This window comes from Bradyrhizobium sp. F1.4.3 (genome assembly GCF_040548375.1).
Classification (GTDB): Bacteria; Pseudomonadota; Alphaproteobacteria; order Rhizobiales; family Xanthobacteraceae; genus Bradyrhizobium.
Genome location: NZ_JBEPRN010000018.1, coordinates 1 through 21,602, shown reverse-complemented (window position 1 = coordinate 21,602; position 21,602 = coordinate 1). Strand labels below are relative to the sequence as shown.

Annotated in this window: 20 protein-coding genes, 1 tRNA gene and 1 pseudogene; 13 read left to right on the top strand and 9 right to left on the bottom strand. The window is 61.8% G+C overall.

All coding sequences use genetic code 11. The annotated features are described in order from the left end of the window. Window positions 1–215: 215 nt before the first annotated feature. Complete coding sequence (locus tag ABIB73_RS31145) at window positions 216–452, top strand: hypothetical protein (protein ID WP_354230356.1); 237 nt, start codon at window positions 216–218, stop codon at window positions 450–452. A 13-nt stretch (window positions 453–465) separates the two neighbouring features. Then, window positions 466–2,136, top strand: a complete 1,671-nt coding sequence (locus ABIB73_RS31140; protein WP_354230355.1) for a recombinase family protein — start codon at window positions 466–468, stop codon at window positions 2,134–2,136. 39 nt (window positions 2,137–2,175) lie between these two features. On the opposite strand, the gene ABIB73_RS31135 is transcribed toward ABIB73_RS31140, so the two are convergent. Then, entirely contained in the window at window positions 2,176–2,754 is a 579-nt protein-coding gene (locus ABIB73_RS31135) for a TetR/AcrR family transcriptional regulator (RefSeq protein WP_354230353.1), read from the bottom strand. Window positions 2,755–2,860: 106 nt separating this feature from the next. On the opposite strand from ABIB73_RS31135, the gene ABIB73_RS31130 reads away from it, so the two are divergent. Next, the gene (locus tag ABIB73_RS31130) at window positions 2,861–4,159 is read left to right on the top strand and encodes an MFS transporter (protein ID WP_354230351.1); all 1,299 of its coding nucleotides are present in this window, start codon (window positions 2,861–2,863) and stop codon (window positions 4,157–4,159) included. 136 nt (window positions 4,160–4,295) lie between these two features. On the opposite strand, the gene ABIB73_RS31125 is transcribed toward ABIB73_RS31130, so the two are convergent. From ABIB73_RS31125 to psrA, 4 genes are all read right to left on the bottom strand, one after another. Further along, entirely contained in the window at window positions 4,296–5,591 is a 1,296-nt protein-coding gene (locus tag ABIB73_RS31125; protein WP_354230350.1) for an MFS transporter, read from the bottom strand. Between the two features lie 116 nt (window positions 5,592–5,707). Next, window positions 5,708–7,156: a phosphonoacetaldehyde dehydrogenase gene (gene phnY / locus ABIB73_RS31120; protein ID WP_354230348.1), complete on the bottom strand. Its 1,449-nt coding sequence runs from the start codon at window positions 7,154–7,156 to the stop codon at window positions 5,708–5,710. 27 nt (window positions 7,157–7,183) lie between these two features. Beyond that, on the bottom strand, window positions 7,184–8,428 hold the full coding sequence (gene phnA / locus ABIB73_RS31115; RefSeq protein ID WP_354230346.1) for a phosphonoacetate hydrolase: 1,245 nt from the start codon (window positions 8,426–8,428) through the stop codon (window positions 7,184–7,186). A gap of 63 nt (window positions 8,429–8,491) precedes the next feature. Continuing rightward, window positions 8,492–9,622: an iron-containing alcohol dehydrogenase PsrA gene (gene psrA, locus ABIB73_RS31110; RefSeq protein WP_354230344.1), complete on the bottom strand. Its 1,131-nt coding sequence runs from the start codon at window positions 9,620–9,622 to the stop codon at window positions 8,492–8,494. A 78-nt stretch (window positions 9,623–9,700) separates the two neighbouring features. Between psrA and ABIB73_RS31105 the strand changes: the two genes are divergently transcribed. From ABIB73_RS31105 to ABIB73_RS31085, 5 genes are all read left to right on the top strand, one after another. Further along, window positions 9,701–10,615, top strand: a complete 915-nt coding sequence (locus ABIB73_RS31105; RefSeq protein ID WP_354230342.1) for a LysR substrate-binding domain-containing protein — start codon at window positions 9,701–9,703, stop codon at window positions 10,613–10,615. A 230-nt stretch (window positions 10,616–10,845) separates the two neighbouring features. After that, window positions 10,846–11,034 (top strand): hypothetical protein, encoded by a 189-nt coding sequence (locus ABIB73_RS31100; protein WP_354230340.1) that lies wholly within the window; start codon window positions 10,846–10,848, stop codon window positions 11,032–11,034. Between the two features lie 51 nt (window positions 11,035–11,085). Continuing rightward, on the top strand, window positions 11,086–11,274 hold the full coding sequence (locus ABIB73_RS31095; protein WP_354230338.1) for a YbaK/EbsC family protein: 189 nt from the start codon (window positions 11,086–11,088) through the stop codon (window positions 11,272–11,274). Window positions 11,275–11,428: 154 nt separating this feature from the next. Further along, a complete protein-coding gene (locus tag ABIB73_RS31090; protein ID WP_354230337.1) occupies window positions 11,429–11,851 on the top strand; it encodes a CBS domain-containing protein in 423 nt (140 codons plus the stop codon). 146 nt (window positions 11,852–11,997) lie between these two features. Then, complete coding sequence (locus tag ABIB73_RS31085) at window positions 11,998–13,026, top strand: alpha/beta hydrolase (RefSeq protein ID WP_502918471.1); 1,029 nt, start codon at window positions 11,998–12,000, stop codon at window positions 13,024–13,026. A gap of 329 nt (window positions 13,027–13,355) precedes the next feature. Here the strand turns inward: ABIB73_RS31085 and ABIB73_RS31080 are convergent, their stop codons facing one another. Next, window positions 13,356–14,678 carry a ferredoxin reductase family protein gene (locus ABIB73_RS31080; protein WP_354230333.1) on the bottom strand — a complete coding sequence of 441 codons (1,323 nt, stop codon included), beginning with the start codon at window positions 14,676–14,678 and terminating at the stop codon, window positions 13,356–13,358. Between the two features lie 305 nt (window positions 14,679–14,983). On the opposite strand from ABIB73_RS31080, the gene ABIB73_RS31075 reads away from it, so the two are divergent. Beyond that, complete coding sequence (locus ABIB73_RS31075) at window positions 14,984–15,706, top strand: cytochrome c oxidase assembly protein (RefSeq protein WP_354230331.1); 723 nt, start codon at window positions 14,984–14,986, stop codon at window positions 15,704–15,706. Continuing rightward, window positions 15,670–16,215: a HemJ family protein gene (locus ABIB73_RS31070; protein ID WP_354230329.1), complete on the top strand. Its 546-nt coding sequence runs from the start codon at window positions 15,670–15,672 to the stop codon at window positions 16,213–16,215. The genes ABIB73_RS31075 and ABIB73_RS31070 overlap by 37 nt, the downstream gene beginning before the upstream one ends. Here the strand turns inward: ABIB73_RS31070 and ABIB73_RS31065 are convergent. Further along, window positions 16,179–16,691 carry a DUF2231 domain-containing protein gene (locus ABIB73_RS31065; protein ID WP_354230327.1) on the bottom strand — a complete coding sequence of 171 codons (513 nt, stop codon included), beginning with the start codon at window positions 16,689–16,691 and terminating at the stop codon, window positions 16,179–16,181. The two genes, ABIB73_RS31070 and ABIB73_RS31065, sit on opposite strands and share 37 nt — an antisense overlap. On the opposite strand from ABIB73_RS31065, the gene coxB reads away from it, so the two are divergent. The 3 genes from coxB to ABIB73_RS31050 are packed head-to-tail and all read left to right on the top strand — an operon-like array spanning window position 16,680 to window position 20,298. Further along, entirely contained in the window at window positions 16,680–17,426 is a 747-nt protein-coding gene (gene coxB / locus ABIB73_RS31060) for a cytochrome c oxidase subunit II (protein WP_502918470.1), read from the top strand. The two genes, ABIB73_RS31065 and coxB, sit on opposite strands and share 12 nt — an antisense overlap. Then, the gene (gene ctaD, locus ABIB73_RS31055) at window positions 17,423–19,960 is read left to right on the top strand and encodes a cytochrome c oxidase subunit I (RefSeq protein ID WP_354230326.1); all 2,538 of its coding nucleotides are present in this window, start codon (window positions 17,423–17,425) and stop codon (window positions 19,958–19,960) included. The genes coxB and ctaD overlap by 4 nt, the downstream gene beginning before the upstream one ends. Beyond that, entirely contained in the window at window positions 19,957–20,298 is a 342-nt protein-coding gene (locus ABIB73_RS31050; RefSeq protein WP_354230324.1) for a hypothetical protein, read from the top strand. The genes ctaD and ABIB73_RS31050 overlap by 4 nt, the downstream gene beginning before the upstream one ends. A 503-nt stretch (window positions 20,299–20,801) precedes the next feature. Here the strand turns inward: ABIB73_RS31050 and ABIB73_RS31045 are convergent. Further along, window positions 20,802–20,922 (bottom strand): annotated as a pseudogene (locus tag ABIB73_RS31045) (transposase); the annotation flags it as partial. Between the two features lie 333 nt (window positions 20,923–21,255). Continuing rightward, window positions 21,256–21,332, bottom strand: a tRNA-Arg gene (locus tag ABIB73_RS31040). Window positions 21,333–21,602 lie beyond the last annotated feature (270 nt).

Here is a 21,602-nt window from a genome sequence, read left to right as displayed (position 1 = left end):
GCGCCGTCAAGGCTCGCGCTGCGCGCGACCGGCTCCGCCGGCTTGCGGCCTTGACGGCACTCCGCTGGCCCAGCTCTTTGCTGCCATGCGATCATGGCTGGCTGTGAGCGATTGCGCTCAAGCTGCCGACGAAGTGCAAGTTCGCGGCGCTGTAGCGTGACGTGGCGTGGACTTCGGCTGTTCAGTGGATCGGCCAAGCTTGCCACAGTGGCGCCATGGCTTCCTCGCAAAAATCGCAGCCACGGCATGCGCCGGGCAACGCGCAATTCGACGATCTCTATGACTATGTGGCCGCGCCCGCTCGTCCTGGCCGTCGACGGGCGAAGCGCGATAGGATGACATTGACGGTGACGGATGACTGGCCGGAAGACGTGCCGGCGACCGAGGCCGAGATCGCCGTGTTCGAGGCGTGGTTTGGCGAGTTGTTCGACGAGCTATTTGGAGACGGCTGAGGGGGACATCACCATGACGGCGACGGTTCGGGCGGCTCTCTATCTCCGAGTCTCGACGGGGCGGCAAGCCGACAACGATCTCTCCATTCCGGATCAGCGCCGCCAGGCAAAGGCCTATTGCGCGTCGCGCGGCTGGGAGATCGTCGCCGACTACGTCGAGCCGGGCGCCTCCGCCACCGACGATCGGCGGCCCGAGTTCCAGCGCATGATCGACGCGGCGACAGTCAAGCCAGCGGCGTTCGACGTGATCCTGGTCCACAGCTTCAGCCGCTTCTTCCGCGATCAGTTCCAGCTTGAGTTTTATGTCCGCCGGCTTGCCAAGAACGGCGTGCGTCTGATGTCGATCACCCAGGAGCTCGGCGACGATCCGATGAGCAACATGATCCGCCAGATCATGGCGCTGTTCGACGAATACCAGTCCAAGGAGAATGCCAAGCATACACTACGGGCGATGAAGGAGAACGCGCGCCAAGGCTTCTGGAATGGCGCGCTGCCGCCGATCGGCTACCGCGTCGTGGAAGCCGCCGAGCAGCGCGGCCACCGCACGAAGAAGACACTAGAGGTCGATCCCATTCAGGCCGAAACCGTGCGGCTGATCTTCCGCCTGGCGCGCGAAGGCAACGGCTCTTCCGGGCCCATGGGCGTCAAGTCGATTGCCAAACATCTGAATGAAGCCGGCATCCGGACCCGCGACGGTGGACGCTGGGGCGTCGACGCCGTCCACAAGGTGCTGACGCGAACGACGTATATCGGCCGCCACCGCTTCAACACCAAATATTGGAAAACACGCGAGCGAAAGCCAGAGGCCGAGGTGGTCGAGATGGCCGTTCCGCCGATCATCGACGTAGCCGAGTTCGAGGTCGTGCAGACGCTGCTCAAAACGCGCAGCCCTGCAATGACCGCGCCGCGCGTCGTCAGCGGCCCGACCCTCCTTACCGGCATCTGCTTTTGCGCCGCTTGCGGCGGAGCCATGACCTTGAGGACCGGAAAGAGCGGAAGATACAGGTATTACACCTGCTGCACCAAGGTCCGGCAGGACGAGGCCGGCTGCAGGGGACGAACCGTTCCGATGGAAAAGCTCGACAGTGTGGTCGCAGAGCACATCGAGCAGCGCCTGTTGCAGCCCAAACGTCTCGAGCAAATCCTGTCGCGTGTGCTCGACCGCCGGGAGGAGCGCGCCGAGCGCCGAACGGCGCACGTCGTCGAATTACGCAAGCGTGCGGCCGAAGCAGGCGCTAAGCTCAAGCGGCTTTACGACGCCATCGAAAACGGAATCGCCGATGTGTCCGATCCGATGCTCAAGGAGCGCGTGACCGAGCTGAAGGCCGTCCGCGACCAGGCTGGTGCCGACGCAGAACGGGCCGAGGGCGCGCTTGATCGGCTCGGGTCGAGCATCACACCGCAGGCGCTGAAAACGTTCGCCAGCCAGGCCCGCAGGCGCATGCGGACTGAGTCGGGCGGCTACCGCCGCGACCATCTCCGCGCGCTGGCCCAGCGCGTCGAAGTGGACGCGAAAGAAGTTCGCATCATGGGCTCGAAAAGCGTTCTGCTGCGTACTCTCGTCGCGGCCTCAAGCGCAAAAACGGCAGGTTTTGGAGTGCCCAGTTTTGTACCGAAATGGCGCGCCCGACACGATTCGAACGTCCGGCCTTTGGATTCGTGGTCCGACGCTCTATCCAGCTGAGCTGCGGGCGCGTGTTTTCGTAGACAGCGGTGGCCCACCTCACCCCGTCTTCACACTCGCATCAATCAGCAGCTTCGCGGCCGCGAGCGCCGACTGTGCGGGGCCGTCTTCGGACTGCTGGCCGGTGACGTAGATGCCTTCGATCAGCAACAGCAGGGCGTCGCCAAGCACGGCCGGGTGACGCGCGCCCATGTGGGCCGCGAGCTCGCGCAGGCGTTTGCGGAACACCTTCTTGTGCGCTTCGGCGACCTGGCGCGCCGGATTGTCGCGCGACGGATATTCTACCGTGGCGTTGCTGAGGCCGCAGCCGCGATAGCCCTTGCGCGCGGCGCGCGGCGCCAGCTCGCCGATATAGGCGAGCACGTGTTCGCGTGCGTTGCTGTAGGACTTGCCGCCGGGGTGCTCGAACTTCTCCCAGAACTCCAGATCGTAGTCGCGCAAATAGGCGGCGGCGAGATCGTCCTTGGAGGCGAAGCTGCGATAGAGGCTCGGCTTGGTGACGCCGGCGCGGTCGACCACCTCGTCCACGCCGACGGCGCGGATGCCCTCGCGGTAGAACAGCTCGCTCGCGGAGGCGCGAATCCGGTCGGCGGCCCGGATCGGGGCGGCCGCAGGCATATCGGCTTTTTTCCTCATCGGGCTCCCTCGACCTCTCGCATGGGCTTGACAATGTTACTAACCGGTACGTATCAATACCGCATCGCAATACGTACCGGTAAGTAACATGCCCCCAGCTTCCGTTCAATCCACCACCTCCGTTCCCAGGCGGCCGTTCGGCCAGAACTACGCCTTCGTGGTCGTCGCCGTGATCTTCCTGGCGCTGCTTGCCGCAGCGGGACTGCGTTCGACGCCGGGCGTGCTGATGCTGCCTTTACAGAAAACTTTCGGCTGGGACGTCAGCGTGATCTCGTCGTCGGCCGCGGTCGGCATCTTCCTTTATGGCCTCGCGGGCCCGTTCGCCGCCGCCGTGATGCAGCGCTTCGGCATCCGCCGCACCGTGCTCGGCGCGCTGGCGCTGATGTCTGTCTCGACCGGCGTGAGCTACTTCATGACCGCGCCGTGGCAATTGTTCCTGACCTGGGGGCTGCTCTCCGGCATCGGCTCGGGCGCGGTCGCCAACGTGCTCGGCGCCACCATCGTCAACCGCTGGTTCACCACCAATCGCGGCCTCGTCATGGGCCTTTTGACCGCGAGCACGGCCACCGGCACGCTCATTTTCATGCCGGGCCTCGCGGCGCTGGTCGAATGGGGCGGCTGGCAGCCGGTGGTGCTGACAGTGGCTGCGTGCTGCGCGGCACTGATTCCGCTGGTGTATGTCCTGGTGCCGGAGCGGCCCGCCACGATCGGCCTGCGTTCCTACGGCAGCGCGCATGAGGACCAGCCCGCGCCGCCGGCGCAGGGCAATCCGTTTGTCGCGGCACTCAGCAACCTCGCGCGCGCGGCGAAGACACCGACATTCTGGTTCCTGTTCGCGACCTTCTTCATCTGCGGCTTCACCACCAATGGCCTCGTCGGCACCCATCTGATCGCGTTCTGCGGCGACCATGGCATCTTCGAGGTGCAGGCCGCGAGCCTGCTCGCATTGATGGGATTCTTCGATCTGTTCGGCACGACATTATCGGGCTGGCTCACGGACCGCTTCGATCCACGCAAGCTCTTGTTCTTGTACTACGGCCTGCGCGGGCTCTCGCTGATCTACCTGCCCTACTCGGATTTCTCCTTGGTCAGCCTGTCGGTGTTCGCGGTGTTCTACGGGCTCGACTGGATCGCGACCGTGCCGCCGACCGTGCGCATCGCCAACGAGGCGTTCGGTGACAAGAATGCGCCGTTGATCTTCGGCTGGGTCGTCGCCGGCCATCAACTCGGCGCCGCCTGCGCCGCCTTCTTCGCCGGCTTCATGCGCTCGACGCAGGGCGATTATTTGCAAGCCTTCATGATCGCGGGCGCAACGGGCATCGTCGCGGCCGTGCTGTCGCTGATGATCGGCCGGCGGCCGGTGCAGCCGGCACTAGCGACGGCGTGAGGGGCACGAAACATCCAAAGTGCGCCGGTCCAGACCTGGGAGGGCGCCATCCAACTATCGGCTCAATAATATTAGGTCTGGCATCGAGGCATACTCCCTCGTTTTGGACGAGGGAGTATGCCTCGGGAAATCAATGTTATCGGCGAATAAAGCTTGCAACCGCTGCACTCGCGACAGCACACGCCGAGACAACGAGGAACACGACCGATGTCGGATGGCCGTCCATGAAATGCCCGATGATCGGTTCACCCAAACCGGCAAACAGGTAAGCGCAGAAGTTCATGACGCCTGTCGCCGTGCCCGCCCGCTTGTGCCCGACCAGGTCGGGACAGAGCGCCCAGAACGAGGATTGCGGGCCGTAGACGAAGAAGCCGCACAAGAACAACACGACCATTCCCTGGTAAACGGCAGAGGTCGGAATGGTGTACATGTAAAGCGCCGTGATCGCTGCCAGCACCATGTAGAGCACGATCGCGGACGAACGGCGCGAGTTGAACAGCCTGTCCGAAATCCAGCCGTTGGAAAATGCGCCGAACGCCATGCCGACCGGCAGGGCAATGCTGATCCACCTGGGATCGATCGCCGCCGCTGCATCCGCCTTGGTCCAGTTCGCCCCCAGAAAATGCACGGGCACCCACACCAGCAGCCCGTATCTGGCTGCATTCTGAAATCCGATCGCAAGGCCCGCGACCAAGAGCCGCCAGTTCGACAAAACCGCCTTGTATCTGGCAAACGAGCTTTCGGAGTCCGCAACTCTCGGGCCATCGTCAACCGTATCATCATGAGGCGATACGAAGCCCATATCCTCCGGTCTCTCGCGGGCGATCAGATAGAACGCGATCCCGCCGATCAGCAAAAGCAGGACCGGAATTCTGAATATCCAGCGCCAGTCGAGTTGGAAGTAACCGACGACGATCAGCGAAGTCACGAACGAGAGAACCGAGGCCAGTCCGGCGGCGAAGGTGTAAAGCCCATAGACCGTTCCGCGCTCGTGACGCCCCCACCAGTTGGACAACAGCCGGCTGCCCGGCGCCCATCCCATCGACTGAAAGTATCCGTTGATGCCCCAGAACACCGACAGGCTCACGATGCCGGTGGACAGGCTTGTGGCCCAGTTCATGATGAACGACAGGATCGCACCAGCGCTCATCACGCGACGGCCGCCGAGCTTGTCGCCAAGGTTGCCGTTGATGGCCTGACCGATGGCGTAACACCACAACAGTGCGGCGCTGGCCCAGCCCAATGTGGCCTTGCTCACGCCAAACTCAGCCTGAATTCCAGGGATGGCAAAGCCGAAGGTCTGACGACCCGTATAAAAGAACAGGTAGCAGAACATCGCGGCCAGCAGCATCCGCCATTGCGCGTGCCGAAAACTGGCCGCGAGTTCGGGATTTGCGATACCGACGGAGCCTATGCTCGCCGGGCTTTGCATAACGGACATTTCAACCTCCCTGTTTTGACTTCAATAATGGTCGGCACTTCTTCCGGGCCGATTCCAACTGACCTATTTGAATGAGCTCGGCGCGGCCGCTCGATGGGCCCCGACGGCTACGTGGACCAGGGAAGCGAGTATGTTTTCACGTTTGTGAAACCCTTCATCGCTTCCTGCACGCCTTCCTTGTATCCAAGCCCGGAATCCTTGATGCCGCCAAACGGAGACATCTCGATGCGATACCCCGGGACCTCCCAGACATTCACGGTGCCGACATCGAGTTCGTTGACGAATCGCGAGATGTAGTCGAGGCGGTTGGTGCAAACGCCCGACGACAGACCGAAGGCGGTCGAGTTGGAAATCCTGATCACGCTCTCGATGTCATTGGGAACCCTGACGATCGGAATCACCGGGCCGAACGTCTCTTGCAGGACCAGCTCGGATTTGTACGGGACGTGATCGACGACCGTGGGCGGGTAAAGCGCTCCGTTGCGGTCATTTCCGTGAAGCAGATGAGCACCGTCTTTCACAGCATCGTTGACGCGTCGCTCGAACTCCTTTGCCGCGCCTTCATGAATGACCGTTCCGACATCCACCGAAGGATCCATCGGATCGCCGCACTTCAGCTTCCTGGCTCGCTTGAGCACGAGCGCGGAAAACTCGTCGGCGACGGCTTCCACGCAAAGAATGCGCTTGACGGCGGTGCAGCGCTGACCTGAATTCTTGGTCGCGCCCAGAACCGCCAGTTCGGCCGCCTTCGCGAGGTCGGCATCTTCCATGACGATCAGCGGATCGTTGCCGCCGAGTTCGAGAACCAGCCGCTTGTAGCCTGCATTCGCAGCGATGTGCTTGCCGACGCGGACCGAGCCGGTGAAGGTGACGAGATCGGCATCGGGATCCGTGATCATGGCGTCCCCCATCGAATGGGGATTGCCGGTGACGATCGAGAGCATTTCCGGCGGCAACCCGGCTTCGTAGAGCACGTCGGCCAATGCCAGCGCGGTGAGCGGCGTCAGTTCGGTCGGCTTCAATACGATCCGGTTGTTGGTGGCGATGGCGGGCGCGATCTTGTGGCTCACCATGTTGAGCGGATGATTGAACGGCGTGATCGCCGAGATGGCGCCCAGCAAAGGCGTGCGCATGGTGAATATCTTGCGCGACTTGCCCTGGGGGCTGATATCGCACGAGAACACCTCGCTGTCGTCCTTGATGGTCAACTGGCCAGCGAACGAATACACGTCGTAGGCGCGGCCGGCTTCGTAGAGCGAATCCTTCCAGCACAGACCCGATTCAGCGGTGATCAATCGCGCGAATTCTTCCTTGCGGCTTGCCAGAATGTCGGCGGTCCTGAGCAGGATTTGCTGACGCTCATAACGCGTGAGTCTGGACTTGAAGGCCTTTGCCTTGGCGAAAGCTTCCCGCACATGTTCGGGTCGCGCGGCCGGCACCGTGCCTATCACCTTGTTGGTATAGGGATTGACCACGTTGACGCGTTCGTCGGTATCGACGAGTGCGCCTGCGATCCGCATCTGTTCATGACGAACGGCTTGAGCCTGTATGTTCATGGAACGCTCCTGTCGGACTGCTGCCGATCACTGAATGCGGTTGAGGGCCACGTCGAATACGTCGAAGTTTCGCAACACATGACCGGGAGGAATGACGATCTTGCCGTTGGCGATCAGCGGAACACGCTCCTCGGTAATTCCGCCATGCGACCTCAACGGCTCGGTCAGCCCCGACAGATCGTGGCGGTCCCGACTCGTTCCCAGCACCTTGTGCTGCGACGAGATGACGACGATGTCGCCGACGCGATCCGCGGGGAGCTCGAAACGATCGCAGGCGGCCTTGCGGGTGATGGCCACTTCAACGCCGGGCGTGTTCTTCAGCCTGGCGATGAGCGCATCGACGTCGCTGCCGGCGGGGGTATAGATCGTTGCAAACGAACCGAGCGAGCCGTGATGGGCCACGTAGGGATCGGTGATCGGCAAGATCACGCGGGCCTTTCCCTTGCCCATCCAGTCGTCGAACAGATCCTGGAGGTACAGCACGTCGGGCTGGCCGCCGGGGATGAACTTGTCGTTCATTCCATGGTCGGCGGTGGCAACGATGTTGCAACCCAGCGCATCGAGCTGCGCAAGATAGCCGTCGATCATGCCGTAGAAGTCGTTGGCGATCTTGGTTCCCGGACCTACCTTGTGCTGAATGTAATCCGTCGTCGACAGGTACATCAGGTCGGGTCGATAGCGCTCGACCAGCTTGACGCCAGCGGCGAATACGAACTCCGATAGATCGGCAGAGTAGACTTCGGGAAGCGGCAAGCCGACGAATGTGAGAACGTCGTCGATCCCGTTGTCCTTCATCGTTGCCTTGTCGGCCTTCTCCGATGAGAACGCGAAGGCGCGTCCGGTCGAATAATCCAGTCCGTGCGACAACAGCGTACGCAGCTTGTCCTTGGCGGTGACGGCCGCGACCTTGAACCCGGCATCGTGAACGCCCGCCAGGATGGTCGGCGCTCGCAGGAACTTCGGGTCGTTCATCATCACTTCGACGCCGTTGGCAGCGTCGTAGAAGAAGTTGCCCGCGATCCCGTGCACCGATGGCGGCCGGCCAGTGATGATCGACAGATTATTCGGATTGGTAAAACTCGGAACCACGCTGTTGGCGTGAACGTGTGCGCCGTCCTTCATGAAACGCGCAAAGGTCGGCGCGACACCGGCTTCGATGGCTTTCTCGATATATCCGGGCTCCGATCCGTCGAGGCAGATGACGACAGTCGGCCGCGTGGGCGGATTGTAGTTGCGGCCATTGACGACGATTGGCTTTCCGTTGGTCTTCATGATCATTCTCCCTGTCATGCCCGCGGTGAGGACGCTTCGCGAGTGCAACCTCCGCCGCTTGTCTTACGCAGTCCTTGCTGTCGGCAGCCGCAGCATCTGCGACGCCTCGATCAACCGCTCTCCCGAACCGAGGAAATTCCTGCCGCGTTCGCCTTGAAGCGAATCCGCGATCAGAAGACGCCACTCCTGGCGATCGATCTTGTATGCAGCGGGGTTGCTGGAGATTCCGAGCCGTCCGAGGAAGTCTTCCAGGTCGTCGGCGCCACGCATCAGGTCGGCGCCAAAGATCTGCTTCAGGCTGTCTTCGCAGATACCCCCGACGCCCTCGACGCTGCGCAGCACCATCGGCAGCGAGAACGAACATGCGATCCCGTGCTGAACGCCGTGCCGCAACGTGATCGGGTAGGATAACGAATGAGCAATCGCGGTTTTGGTATTCGAGAATGCCAGGCCCGCGAACAAGGCGGCCATCGCCATCCGGCTGCGCAATTCGATGTTGCCGAGGTCCTTCGCAAGCTTGGGCAGGACATCGAGGATATTGCGGGCGGCGGAAACGGCGTGATTGGCAGACACCGGATTGTTGTTGACGTTCCATAGGCTTTCCAGCGCGTGCGACAAAGCATCAAGCCCGGTGCTGATCGTCAGTAACAGCGGCTTGCCCAGCATCAGGCGCGGATCGACGACGGCATGTGTCGGATAGAGGGTCGGCCGGGCCAGGGAATATTTCTTGCCGTTCACCTCGTCCCAGACAGTCCCCCAACAGGTCACTTCGCTGCCGGTACCTGCCGTCGTCGGAACGGCGATGATGGGGATCGCCGAGAGCTGTTCGCCACCCTTCTGGCTTTCCAGGAAAGTCCTGATCTTTCCGAAATCGCCGCCGGCCGCTGCGAAGACCTTGGCCGAGTCGATAACAGAGCCGCCGCCGAGAGCGACGATCACGTCTGGCTGCCGCTCCAGTTCGGCGAAGCGGCCGGTTTGTTTTGCCAGCAACCGGTAATCGGGATTGGGCGCCACGTCGCGGATGACGAGAACGGGTGCGCCGGCGGCCTCGGTCAACCGGCCCGCAAGCTCGTCAAAGAACGGCTCTCCATAGGTGACTAGAGCATATCGGCGGCTTCCGATCAGTTCGGACAGTTTGTTGAAACTGTCGACGCCGAATTCGATCTGGACCGGGTTTCCGTATTTCCACACCATCGCGCTTCTCCCTTTCGAGCGATGGTAGGGTCTTGCCTAATATTGACAAATTCATCTTTTCAAGGACATCTATTGATCATGTCAATAGTATTCAGCCGCATCCGCGCCTTCCACGCCGTCGCAGAGCACGGCGGCTTCACCGCGGCCTCCCGCGTCTTGAACGTCGGGCAGCCGACGCTCACCATTCAGGTCAAGGAGCTCGAGGAGAGTTACGGCGTCGAGCTTCTCATCCGCAAAGCGAGAACAGTCGAGCTGACGAAGACTGGCGCTGCGCTGTTTGAAATAACACGCGGCATCATGAAATTTTGTGATGAGGCCCACGAGTTGCTGGACGCGCATGGCCAATCCACAAAAGGTCACCTCCGCCTCGCCACTGTGGGCCCGTTTCACGCGACCGAGATTCTGGCGGCGTTCAACCGCGACCATCCTGGCGTGCAGATTTCGACGCTGCTTGGAAATTCCGAACGCACATTGCGCCATATCATCGACTTCGAAGCGGAGGTCGCCATTCTCGCGGAAGTCCCGGACGACCCGCGGGTCGTGATGATCCCTTATCGAACGCATCGCGTGGTCATCTTCGTCAACGGAGATCATCCGTGGTTTAATCGAAAATCGGTCAAGCTGCACGAGCTTGCCGATCAGCGCTTCGTTCTGCGCGAGCGCGGTTCAACGACGCGACGCGCGTTCGAGGCGGCGATCCAGGAAGAAGGGCTAAAGATCAATCCGGTTTTCGAGATCGAAAGCCGGGAAGGTGTGTGGAAGGCCGTCGAGCGGGGGCTCGGCATAAGTGTGGTCGCCGATTTTGAGTTCGTTCCGCATCCCAACCTGCGCGCACTGGAAATCCAGGGTCGCGCCATCAAAACGCAATACAGCGTGGCCTATCACAGGGATCGCGAGCACTCCCCTATCATCAAGGCCTTCATTGATACGGTCGGCCAAATGAAGGCCGGTTTTGCCAAGGTGGCCGCGAAACAACCGCGGCGCGGGATGTAGAGAGTTTCAGAATCGAGGGGGCATCCTGATGCTACTCACTCGACGATTCTCTGGCGTCGACCGGAGTTCGCTGTTTTGTTCTGAATGGTGGCAAAATGGCGCGCGCGCCGACCCAATTGCGGCATTCGAGGGCAAGGCCTATGCTGAAGCCCGGCAATCACGCGGCCGCCCATCGTGCGGCGGGGGCAGCCTCACGGTGGGTGGCTCGCATACCATCCGGAGGCCACGCCATGTCCATTGCCCCCACGCTGCACCGATATCTGGCTGCCGAGAACATCCAGTATGCCGAGATTCCGCACGATCTCACCACGTCATCCACGCGCACGGCGCAGGCCTGCCACGTCTCGGGCGATCGTCTCGCCAAGGCCGTCGTGCTGCGGCATGACGGCGGCTATATGCTCGCAGTCGTGCCGGCATAGCACCATCTCAGCCTGCCGGACTTGAAGGAGAGGCTTGGCCAGGATCTCGCTATGGCCAACGAAACCGAGATCAACCGGCTGTTCGCGGACTGCGCGCACGGAGCCGTTCCGGCGATCGGGCGGTGCTACGGGCTCGATCTCATCGTCGATGACAGCATCCGGCCCAGCCCGACATCTATATCGAGGCCGGCGATCACGAGACGCTGCTCCAGCTCACCGATGCGCAGTTCGCGCGCCTGACGGCCAATGCACCGCATGGATGCTTCAGTAGGCATGACTGACGCGGCAGGGCGGCGGGATGATCCCCGGCACGCCCGTCGCGGCGCACGTGCGGTCGCGCCCGGTTCGGTGTATAGTGACATCACGGGGGCTGCGTTCGCAACGGAGGTCCTCCATGAAGGTCAGGGACGTGATGCACAAGGGCGTCGATTGGGTCAGCCCCGACACCCCGATCAGCGAGATCGCGAAGTTGATGCAAGGGCACGACATCGGCTGCATTCCGATCGGCGAAGACGACCATCTGATCGGGATGGTGACCGATCCCGACATCGTCTGCAAAGGCCTTGCGGGCAACGGCTCGAACGCCGCGCGCATGACAGCGCGGGATGTGATGACCGGAGGCATCCATTGCTGCCGGGAGGACGACGATCTGGCGAAAGCCGTGCATCACATGGAGACGCTGAAAATCCGCAGGCTGCCTGTGATCAACAGGAACAAGCGGATGGTCGGCATGATCAGCCTGGGTGATGTCGGCCAATCCGCCACCACTGATCTGTTGACCCAGTGCGTCAAGGGCGTGTCGGCCCATCATCATTGAGGCAACGCCGGCCCGATTCCGGAACTTCGTCGGATCGCGGCCGGCGAACGCGGACGCCAAAGCTGCTCCGCCGTCTTCTCGCCCCCATTATCATTCAGGGAGCTAGGCGGGGCGGCTACGGTGGGCAAAGTTCCCAAAGGTTTCGTGTGATCGTCCGACGTCTCCTGCAACGCGCCTCTGATTATTCTCTTTCGCGCCGCGCGCTCCTGGGCGGGCTTGTGTCGACGGGCAGTGCCCTCGCGCTCGGCGGATGCGCGGGCTTGGGCGCGACCGGCGCGCGCTTCGACGCGTCGTCCCTCTCCGTCGACCCCACATTGCTTGTCGCCACCACGCGCAAGCCCGTGAACGGCGGTCGCACGAAACCCTGGTTCGGGCCGGAGCGCGCGACCACAATGACGGTTGCGCGGGCAACGCTGGTGGCGCCGGACGAGAGCCGTCTTTCTCTCGCCTCAGTCGGACTTGGCGATTGGCGCCTTGATCGGGTCGAACCGGTAGCGACCGAGGTTGGCGATCTCGTTGCGCAGGGCGGCGGGGGAGGAGACGTCCTGATCTATGTGCACGGCTTCAAGCAGACATTCGAGACGGCGGCACTCGATGCCGCCCATCTCTCCGATGGGATCAAGTTCCGCGGCCGGACCATGGTGTTCTCCTGGCCCTCCAGGGCTGGACTGTTCGACTATGCCTATGACCGCGACAGCGCGATGTGGTCCCGCGACGATTTCGAACGCGTGCTCTCTTCCCTCGTGTCGGCTTCAGGCGGCGGCCGCGTGCACATCGTTGCGCACAGCATGGGAACCATGCTGACGCTCGAAAGCCTGCGTCAGCTCTATGCGCGATACGGCGACACCGTTACGAGCAAGATCGGCGCGGTCGTGTTTGCCGCGCCTGATATCGACATGGACGTGTTCTCGTCGGCGATCCACCGCATCGGTCCGCTTGCCGGCAAGATCACCGTGATCGCCGCGACGAACGATCGCGCACTGGCGCTGTCGGGGCAAATCGCAGGTGGAATGACCCGGGTCGGCGCCGCCGAAAAGGCCGTCATCGAGCGGCTCGGCGTGCGCGTGGTCGATGCTTCCCAGGAAGGCTGGGGCATCATCAACCACGATCTGTTTCTATCGAATTCGGAAGTACAACGGGTGATCCGCCGCTCGATCGACGGTACGACCGCGTAACGGGGCGCCGGCGCACGCTCGTTGCGGGTTCAAGAGCACAAGCGTCAGGTTTTGGAGTGCTCGGTTTCAGACTGTATGGCGCGCCATCCAGAACAGAACTACGAACTCCTATATCATTGAAGTAAATATATAATTTCCGACGCGTCCTCTCACCCCCAAATCCAGAGCGAATTGAAGGTACTGAGTTGGTAGTTGGCACGGCCGCCGTACTGCAAAACCCGCTACCCGGCCATGCGCGAGAGCGCGAATAGGATCGACATCAAGATCACAATTGCTCCCGTGGACAAGACCAGTCGGTAGGCAAACAAGCGGCGCATCGGGAGCCTCCCCTACACAAAGCTGTAGCGCTCGGAATGGTACTTCGACATCGGCACTTTCATCTCGCCGAGCGCATTTTCGATCGCGTCCATCATCACGTTCGGCCCACAGATGAAATACTCATGGTCGGCGTATGGTGGAGGCAGGTGACGCCTAAACATGGCCTCATCGATGAAGCCCCGCTCACCCGTCCAATCAGCCGGTGGCTTTGCGACCACGTACACAATTGTCAAGTTGAGCTGCGCCTTCAGCGCTTCGAGCTCTTCACGGAAAGTGATCGATTCCCAATCCTGAACGCCGTAAAGCAGGACGACTGGCCGCTCGTCGCCTCGGTCGGCAAGCGTGCGGATCATGCTCATCATTGGTGTCACGCCGATGCCGCCAGCGATCAACACATGCATGTCCGCCGGGTTGCCGATCGTGAACGCGCCGTACGGTCCATCGAGATAGACACGCTTTCCGGTCGGGACCCTGCCAATCTCGCTAGTAAAATCGCCGAGGCTCCTGATCGTCATCTCGACACGTCCATCCGCGGCCGCCGCGCTGGATGAGAATGAAAACGGGTGCGCGGTAAGCTTGAAAGGACTGCCCCACAGCGTCAGCCAGCCGAACTGGCCAGGGCTGAACCGAAAGCCGGGGTGACCATCCGGCCGCATCACCAACGTCAAGGTATCCCCGCGTTCCTTGCGTACTTCCGAAACAATGTACGGCCGACGAAGCATGAACAGCGGCTTGGCGATTCGCACGTAGAGCAGCAATCCGATCCAGAAGATTGCCAAGCCGATCCACAAAGTGCGTTTCCAGGGGTCGACCAGGTAGAAGCCAGATCCTGCCATGTGGACGACTCCCGCGGTGATCGCGACAACCGCAAGTACGACATGGATGAAATGCCATGTCTCGTATTTGATCTTCAGCGCCAGTCGCCAAAGGGCGGTCACCACAAGTGCAATCACCGAGAAAATCGACAGAAACGCGAAGTAGGCGCTCAGCGGCGCGTCAATCATATTGGATGGCGCCAGCAATTGCGGCTGAACGACGACCAGAATGACCGGATGCGCCACGACTAGGCCGACCGCTATCAGAGAAATCTGACGGTGAAAATGATAGATGACATCTTCGCCCCATGGTTCGGTGACGTACTGGAAGCGCGCAGTGAGACCGAACTGCAGGCCCATCATTGCAAGACCTGAATAGCCAAGGGCGACCGATAACTCGGTCCAGAAACCGCGCGTCGGTGGATGCGATCCTGCCAGCAGCGCGAACAAGGGAGCGAGAATGAACAGCAGATAGACGAGGATCCAAACGGCCCCGCGCAAACTGTAGAGAAGCTGCATAAACCGATCCTTCTGCCGTGGATACGGTCACCTAGGCGCAGCGAAATCTAGCAGCATTGCGAACTGAAAGCCCGTCCAAAAAGATTTGCACTCATGACATCTCGACTGCGAATCCGCGGGCAAATAGAACGGCGGCCCATCGGAATTGGAACGGCCTGAGTAATCGCTCGCTCTTATTGCAACGCGGTGCAGTGTTGTTCGCCCACTAACTTCCTTTTCGTCTTTTTCCGGTCTAGTATGCATTCTCTGATTGCAAGAGAACCGCGCGTTGTACCGGGCCACAGACCAGGGGAAACCGCCGTATCATGCCGGATTCCATGATCGCCTACTGCGGTCCCGCCGCTGCCCCGGACGACTTCTGGGCCCGCTGGAATCTGGATCCGCTGCTGATCGCAATACTCGCTGCCTTGGCGCTTGCGGTTGGTCGCAGCCGATGCTCCGACACCCGAGCAGGCTGGGGCGCGATCGTGCTGATGTTCGTCATCTTCGTCTCGCCGCTTTGTGCGTTGTCATCAGCGCTGTTTTCGGTACGGGTATTGCACCACGTCTTGTTGATCGCCGCCGCAGCGCCTCTTCTGGCACTGGCTTTTCCGCTACGGCGTGCGGGCTCACCGCCACTCTTGATGCTTGTCGCAGCACATGCAGTCATTCTCTGGCTATGGCACACACCGGGGCCCTATGCTTGGGGCCTCGCCAGCGTGCCTGCCTATTGGCTGATGCAGACTTCGCTCCTTGGCAGCGCCTGGCTGTTGTGGCGGTCGATCCTGGCGCCGCCGCAGTCCGGCCCGGCTCTGGTTGCACTCGCAGCAACGATTGGGCAGATGGGCCTTCTCGGCGCGTTGGTCTTCTTCGCGCCCAGGCCACTCTATCCCGTGCATCTGGCAAGCACGGCAGCTTGGGGGGTCGCGCCGCTCACTGACCAGCAACTTGCTGGCCTGCTGATGTGGGTGCCGGCGATGCTGCCCTATCTCGGTGCGGGGATCTGGATCGCGTGGTCCAGCCTGCGGTCGAGCGAACTGGCGCTGTGACAACCTTCTTGAAATTCGTGCATCTTGCTGCGATCGCGCTCTGGTCGGGCGGATTGGTCGCATTACCCTTTCTGTTTTGGCAACGCCGCAGGCTTGCGGCGGGGCTGGATCTCGACCGGCTACACCGCGTCGCCCGCCTGGTCTACGTAGAGCTAACATCGCCCGCCGCATTCGTCGCCATCGCAAGCGGAACAGCGCTGATCTTCCTGCAGTCTACTTTCACGGAGTGGTTCTCGCTGAAGATGGCGCTGGTCGCGATCATGGCAATGCTGCACGTCGTGGCGGGCTTGGTCCTCGCGCAGTTGTTCTTGCCCGAAGGCCGCTTCGGTTGGCTTTCCTATTTGGCCCTGACCAGCGCGTATATCCTATTGATCACTGCAATCATCTGGGTCGTGCTGGCCAAGCCCCACCTTGATGCGAACCAGTTCGCCGTACAATTGTTCGAACCTGGCGGACTAGGGCGTTGGCTGCATCAGTCCTTCGGCGAAATCAGAATGCCCACGCCATGATCAAACACGAGCTTGCCCCCGTGCCAGCCGGCGAAGCCCACCATCACCGATGCGAGGGCCGAGAGGGCAAGGCCATGCGGCAAGATCGACGCCGGATCCATCAGGCGCAGGCCCCAGTTGGCGCCTGCGATCGCAACCAACGTCATCGCCGCCACGGCATGGGACCAGCTTGCTTCAAGCAGCCGAATACCGCGTACGAGCAACAACTCGCCGGTGCCGACGATGCTTGCGGCCACGCCGCTCCAAAAGGCCATACCGGTCGACCAGATCCCGACACGCGCCCAGAAGGTGTCTCCCGAAAACCAGTAAAATACGTCGACGCCGAGGGTCGCGATAGCGAATGCGATCGGGAAATGCACCATTATTACATGGATCGGATGCCCGACCAGAGCAACCGCCGAACCGACGTCGAGTCGCAGCAGTTCCAGCATGACGGCACTACGGGGCTGGGTCTCGAGGTCGTCTTGCTTTGCCATCATTCCACTCCATCGCCGCATCCTTCAGGCCTATATCGTAGTCTCCTGTGCGTTGCGGTCCAAGTCGGGACGCTCGCAGTACTTCCCGGCTGCAAAGGGCCGAGGTCGACACTCGATCCCTCGGGACCGGCTGGGGCTTCGATCGCCACGCTGTGGTGGGTGATGCTGGTCGGCGCGGCAGTTCTCTTCGCACTGGTGATGGTGCTGTTCGCGCTGGTGATCCGGCGTCCAGGCTGGGGCTCGAGCGTGTCGCCCGGGCGCTGGATCGTGTTCGGTGGCCTGGTCCTGCCAGCCCTCGTCCTGCTGCCGCTTGTCGCCTATGCATTGATTGCCGGAGAGGGGCTCCTGCCGATACCAGGACACGCGGCGCCGCGGATCGAGGCCGTGGGTCGGCAATGGGTCTGGACCTTCCGCTATCCCGACCATGGCGGGGTGGAGACCCGGAACGTCCTGCACATGCCCGCGGGCGCGCCGGTCGACATTTTCGTCACGAGCCAGGACGTCATCCATGCCTTCTGGATACCTCGCTTCGCAGGCAAAATCGACGCTGTTCCCGGGCATGTGACTCGCCTGCGCATTCAGGCCGATCAACCAGGACGCTACGCGGGCCAGTGCAACGAATTCTGCGGTCTCGATCACGCGAGGATGCGGTTCGATGTCATCGTCCATCGCCCGGAAGATTTCTCTGCCGAGCTTGCGCGGGCGACCGCATCAGGGGAGTCGGATAGAAAATGAGTGAATCCGTCGAGCAGCCGTCGCAGGGGGCTACAGCGCTTCGGCTGCACCGCGAGCTCGCCGCGATCTGGGGCACCGGGCTCGGACTGCAGCGTCTCGCTGCTGTCAACCACTCCATCATCGGCATACGCATGATGATCACGTCGTTCGTGTTTTTCGCCATCGCCGGCGTGCTCGGCATGCTGACCCGGGTACAGCTCGCGACGCCGAATGGGGACTTCATGGACCCAGAGACCTACAACCAGGTCTTCACCATGCACGGGTCGATGATGCTGTTCCTGTTCGCCATCCCGATGGTGGAGAGCTTCGCGGTCTACCTCACCCCGAAGATTCTCGGCACGCGCGATTTCGCCTTTCCGCGGCTCACCGCCTATGGATACTGGTGCTACTTGTTCGGCGGCACGATTCTGACCGTGGCATTGATCGCCGGGGTCGCACCCAACAGCGGCTGGTTCATGTACACGCCGCTGAGCTCCAGTTTATATACACCGGGGGTCAACGCGGACGTCTGGCTGCTCGGCGTGACCTTCGTCGAGATCTCGGCGCTGTCACTGGCCATGGAAATCGTCGTCTCGATTCTCAAGATGCGCGCGCCAGGCATGTCGCTCGATCGCATGCCGATCTTCGGCTGGTATATTCTGGTCACCGCCATGATGATGATCGTAGCCTTTCCGCCGCTGATCCTCGGCTCGATCCTGCTCGAAGTAGAACGCGCCTTCGGCCTGCCCTTCTTCGACCCGACGCGCGGTGGCGATCCGCTGCTCTGGCAGCATTTGTTCTGGTTGTTCGGCCATCCGGACGTCTACATCATATTCCTGCCCATGGCCGGCGTACTATCGACGATCATCCCGGTCTTCGCCAACCGGCCGCTGGTCGGCTACCGGGCGATTGTCGTCGCGATCGTTGCACTCGCCTTCCTGAGTTTCGGCATCTGGGTGCACCACATGTTCACCGTCGGAATCCCGCATCTCGCGCTCGCCTTCTTCTCCCTGGGCTCGGCGATCGTCGCGGTGCCGACTGCGGTGCAGATCTTCGCCTGGCTCGCCACGTTGTCGCACGGCAGGCCGCGCTGGGACGTGCCGATGCTTTACGTCTTCGGATTCTTTTTCATCTTCGTGATCGGCGGCCTGACTGGCGTCATGGTCGCCATGGTGCCATTCGACTGGCAGGTCCACGACACCTATTTCGTCGTCGCCCACATGCATTATGTGGTGGCTGGCGCCCTCGCATTTCCGATGCTTGCGGGGTTCTACTACTGGCTGCCATTGCTGACAGGGCGCGCGGCCTTGCATCGACTGGCGGTACCGGCCTTCTGGCTGGTCTTCGTCGGTTTCAACCTGACATTCTTCATGATGCACTTGACCGGTCTGCTTGGGATGCCCCGTCGCATCTATACCTATCAGGGCGATGAAGGCTGGAACTGGCTCAACCTGCTATCCTCGGTTGGCGGATTCGTCATGACGATCGGATTCGCGCTGGTGGTGATCGACCTAATCGTGCAGCTCCGTTACGGGCGTCGCGCGCGTCGCAACCCCTGGGGGGCGGCGACGCTGGAATGGGCTATGCCGATCCCGCCGCCACCGTATGCCTTTGCTTCCATCCCGTCTCTAGGACCCGGCACTGGCCGGATTGCCCCCCGCGATCTCGGACTGTCCCTGGCGCGGGGCGAAGGGTATCTCGGCTTTGCACGCAATGGCTGGCAGGAGACGCTGGGCGTACACGTGACGACCGGCGCGCCGGAGCAACTGATTGTGCTGCCGCAACCGACCTACCTGCCGCTTTTCACCGGGCTCGCAACCGCGGCGGCGGTGTTGGCGCTCCTTTTCAAGTTCTACCTGCTTTCCCTCGCCGCGGCGCTGGTGACCGCCGGCCTGTTCGTGCTCGCCGCGCAACGCGCCGGTCTCGCGCGCGACTATGGCCCGATGCCAGTCGGTCATGGCGTCAGCGTGCCGCCTCACACTGAGGTGGCCGAAGCGCCAGCGTGGCTGGCGTTGATCTGCACGCTGTTCGCCGATGGCACTCTGTTCACATCGCTGTTGTTCGGAACCTTCTATCTTTGGATTGCTGCGCCGAATTGGCCCGCGGCGATCGCACCCGAACCGAGCCGCATGCTCGCCCTCGTCGCGATGGCCACTCTCGCTGTAGCCGCTACGGCGGCGCGCGGATCGATGCGAGCGGTCACCGCCGGTGGCTCGGCGAGCGGCTGGATTAGTCTCGCCGTGCTGGCGCTTCTGGCGGCCATCGCCGCGACCATCGCGCTAATGGTCGATGTCGTGCCGCATCCGCGCGAGCATGCGCTCGGTGCGACCGCGGCGGCACTGCTCGGCTATGTGGCCCTGCACGCCGGTATCGGCCTTCTGTTCCTCGTCAGCAATTTCCTGCGTCTCGGCGCCGGCTTCATTGCGCCCCGGCGGGTGCTGGATCTTCGGCTCACGCGATTATGGCTGGACTACACGTTGGTCACGGGAGGCATTGCGATGGGCCTCGTTCTCGCGTTGCCCGCGCTCGTTACGGTGCTGGGAGCTCGACCGTGAGCGAACATCATGTACTACCACCAAAGCACCTCTGGTGGCTCGCGGCGGGTTTCACTGTCTGGTGCAGTGCGTTGGTTGCTCTCTACGCGATCCACAGTATCGGCTGCGCGTTTGGCTGGTCAACCAATTCGCTGCGCCTATGGCTTGCCGCTGCTCTCCTCGCGCATCTGATCGTGCTGGGCTGGATGTTGCGCGACATAGCCCGCGCTGGCCCCGATACCGATTTCGGTCCGACCGGTGCGTTTCTGCATTGGGCCATCACCGGGACACTTATCGCCGCTCTCGCCGCAACCGGCGTTACCTTCGGTCCACCGCTGCTGCTCGCCGCATGTACCTAATCCGCATGGATTAACCCTCAAACGTTCCGCGATGGGCGGGTGGGTCGTCTTTTGCGTCCGTTGCTTCGCTATCGTGCATAGCTTGACCGTCAACTCCAGAACAATACGATGCGTCGTGTTGAAGCCCTGTTGCACGGTGTGATTGGCAACCGCTCCTAAACTCATTCGTTGTGACGGGGTGTTAGAATTCCGAACAGATTTATAGCTTGATGACAAGTATCGCGCTTTATCTATCAACCGTGGGTAGCAGGTGGTGTGATGACGACTGTAATCAAGATTGAAGGCGACTCGCCATATTCACTCCCGAACGTGGATCATATCTCAGCAATCGCCCACGGTGAAAACGTGGATCTGACAATGTACGTGGCTTTGCCGGGGCATGCGGACTTGGAACAGGTTTATGTACCACTGAGTCTCCCCGCCGCGGACGACCTATTAGCTCAGTTAACTCGCGCCGTGGCCGAGACGGCGAAGGGTCGTTCAGAACCATAATCGCGCGCGGGACGATAGGCGAGGTTTCCGCCGCACTTCTCGGCAGTGAGATCGCTCCGAGCGGATCGCAAAGACATAACCTTCGATCAACATCCTGATCATCAGATCCGGATCGATCGATGGGCGACCCATCGTTCGTTTCCTCGGTTGCGCCGGCGTGTCGCAACCCGATCCTACCGGCGCATCGTCGGTGACCACCGCAATGCCGCCTTTAGTCAAGATCGACGAGCCGCGTTTCTTGCGGTCCGCTGGCAATACCAGGAATGCTTTGAGCTGCAGTCCCGTCGACATTTATCGTCGGCTTGAAGTCTTCCGGGTTCCGCAGACGCAAGAATGTCCGAACGTTCAACGGAACGAAACCCGCTGAGCAACGGGGTACCGGTCGACACCATGGCAGCTCCCGGCAAGATCGTCAGTTTTCCACGAGCGCGAAAGCTAGGGGTTTCGTTCTGGATGCTGGAAAAATGGCGCGCCCGGAACGATTCGAACGTCCGACCCTCAGATTCGTAGTCTGATGCTCTATCCAGCTGAGCTACGGGCGCGTGTTTCGCAAACAGCGGTTGCGGGCAGGGCCCGCACGCAGCCTCCGGACAACGCCGGAGGGGCGCGAAAGAGCGCTCTGACTAACCGCTCTTGCCCCGATTGGCAAGGTCCGGTTTGGGGAGATTTGGGGCATTTCTGCCTCCCCGGCTCGTCATTCCGGGATGGCCCGAAGGGCCAGGCCCGGAATGGGGAACCGGGGGGGGGGCCCCGGGGCCGCCCCCCTATCCCCCGCCCCCGCGATGGGGGTCGTCCCGACGTCCCCCGGGCGG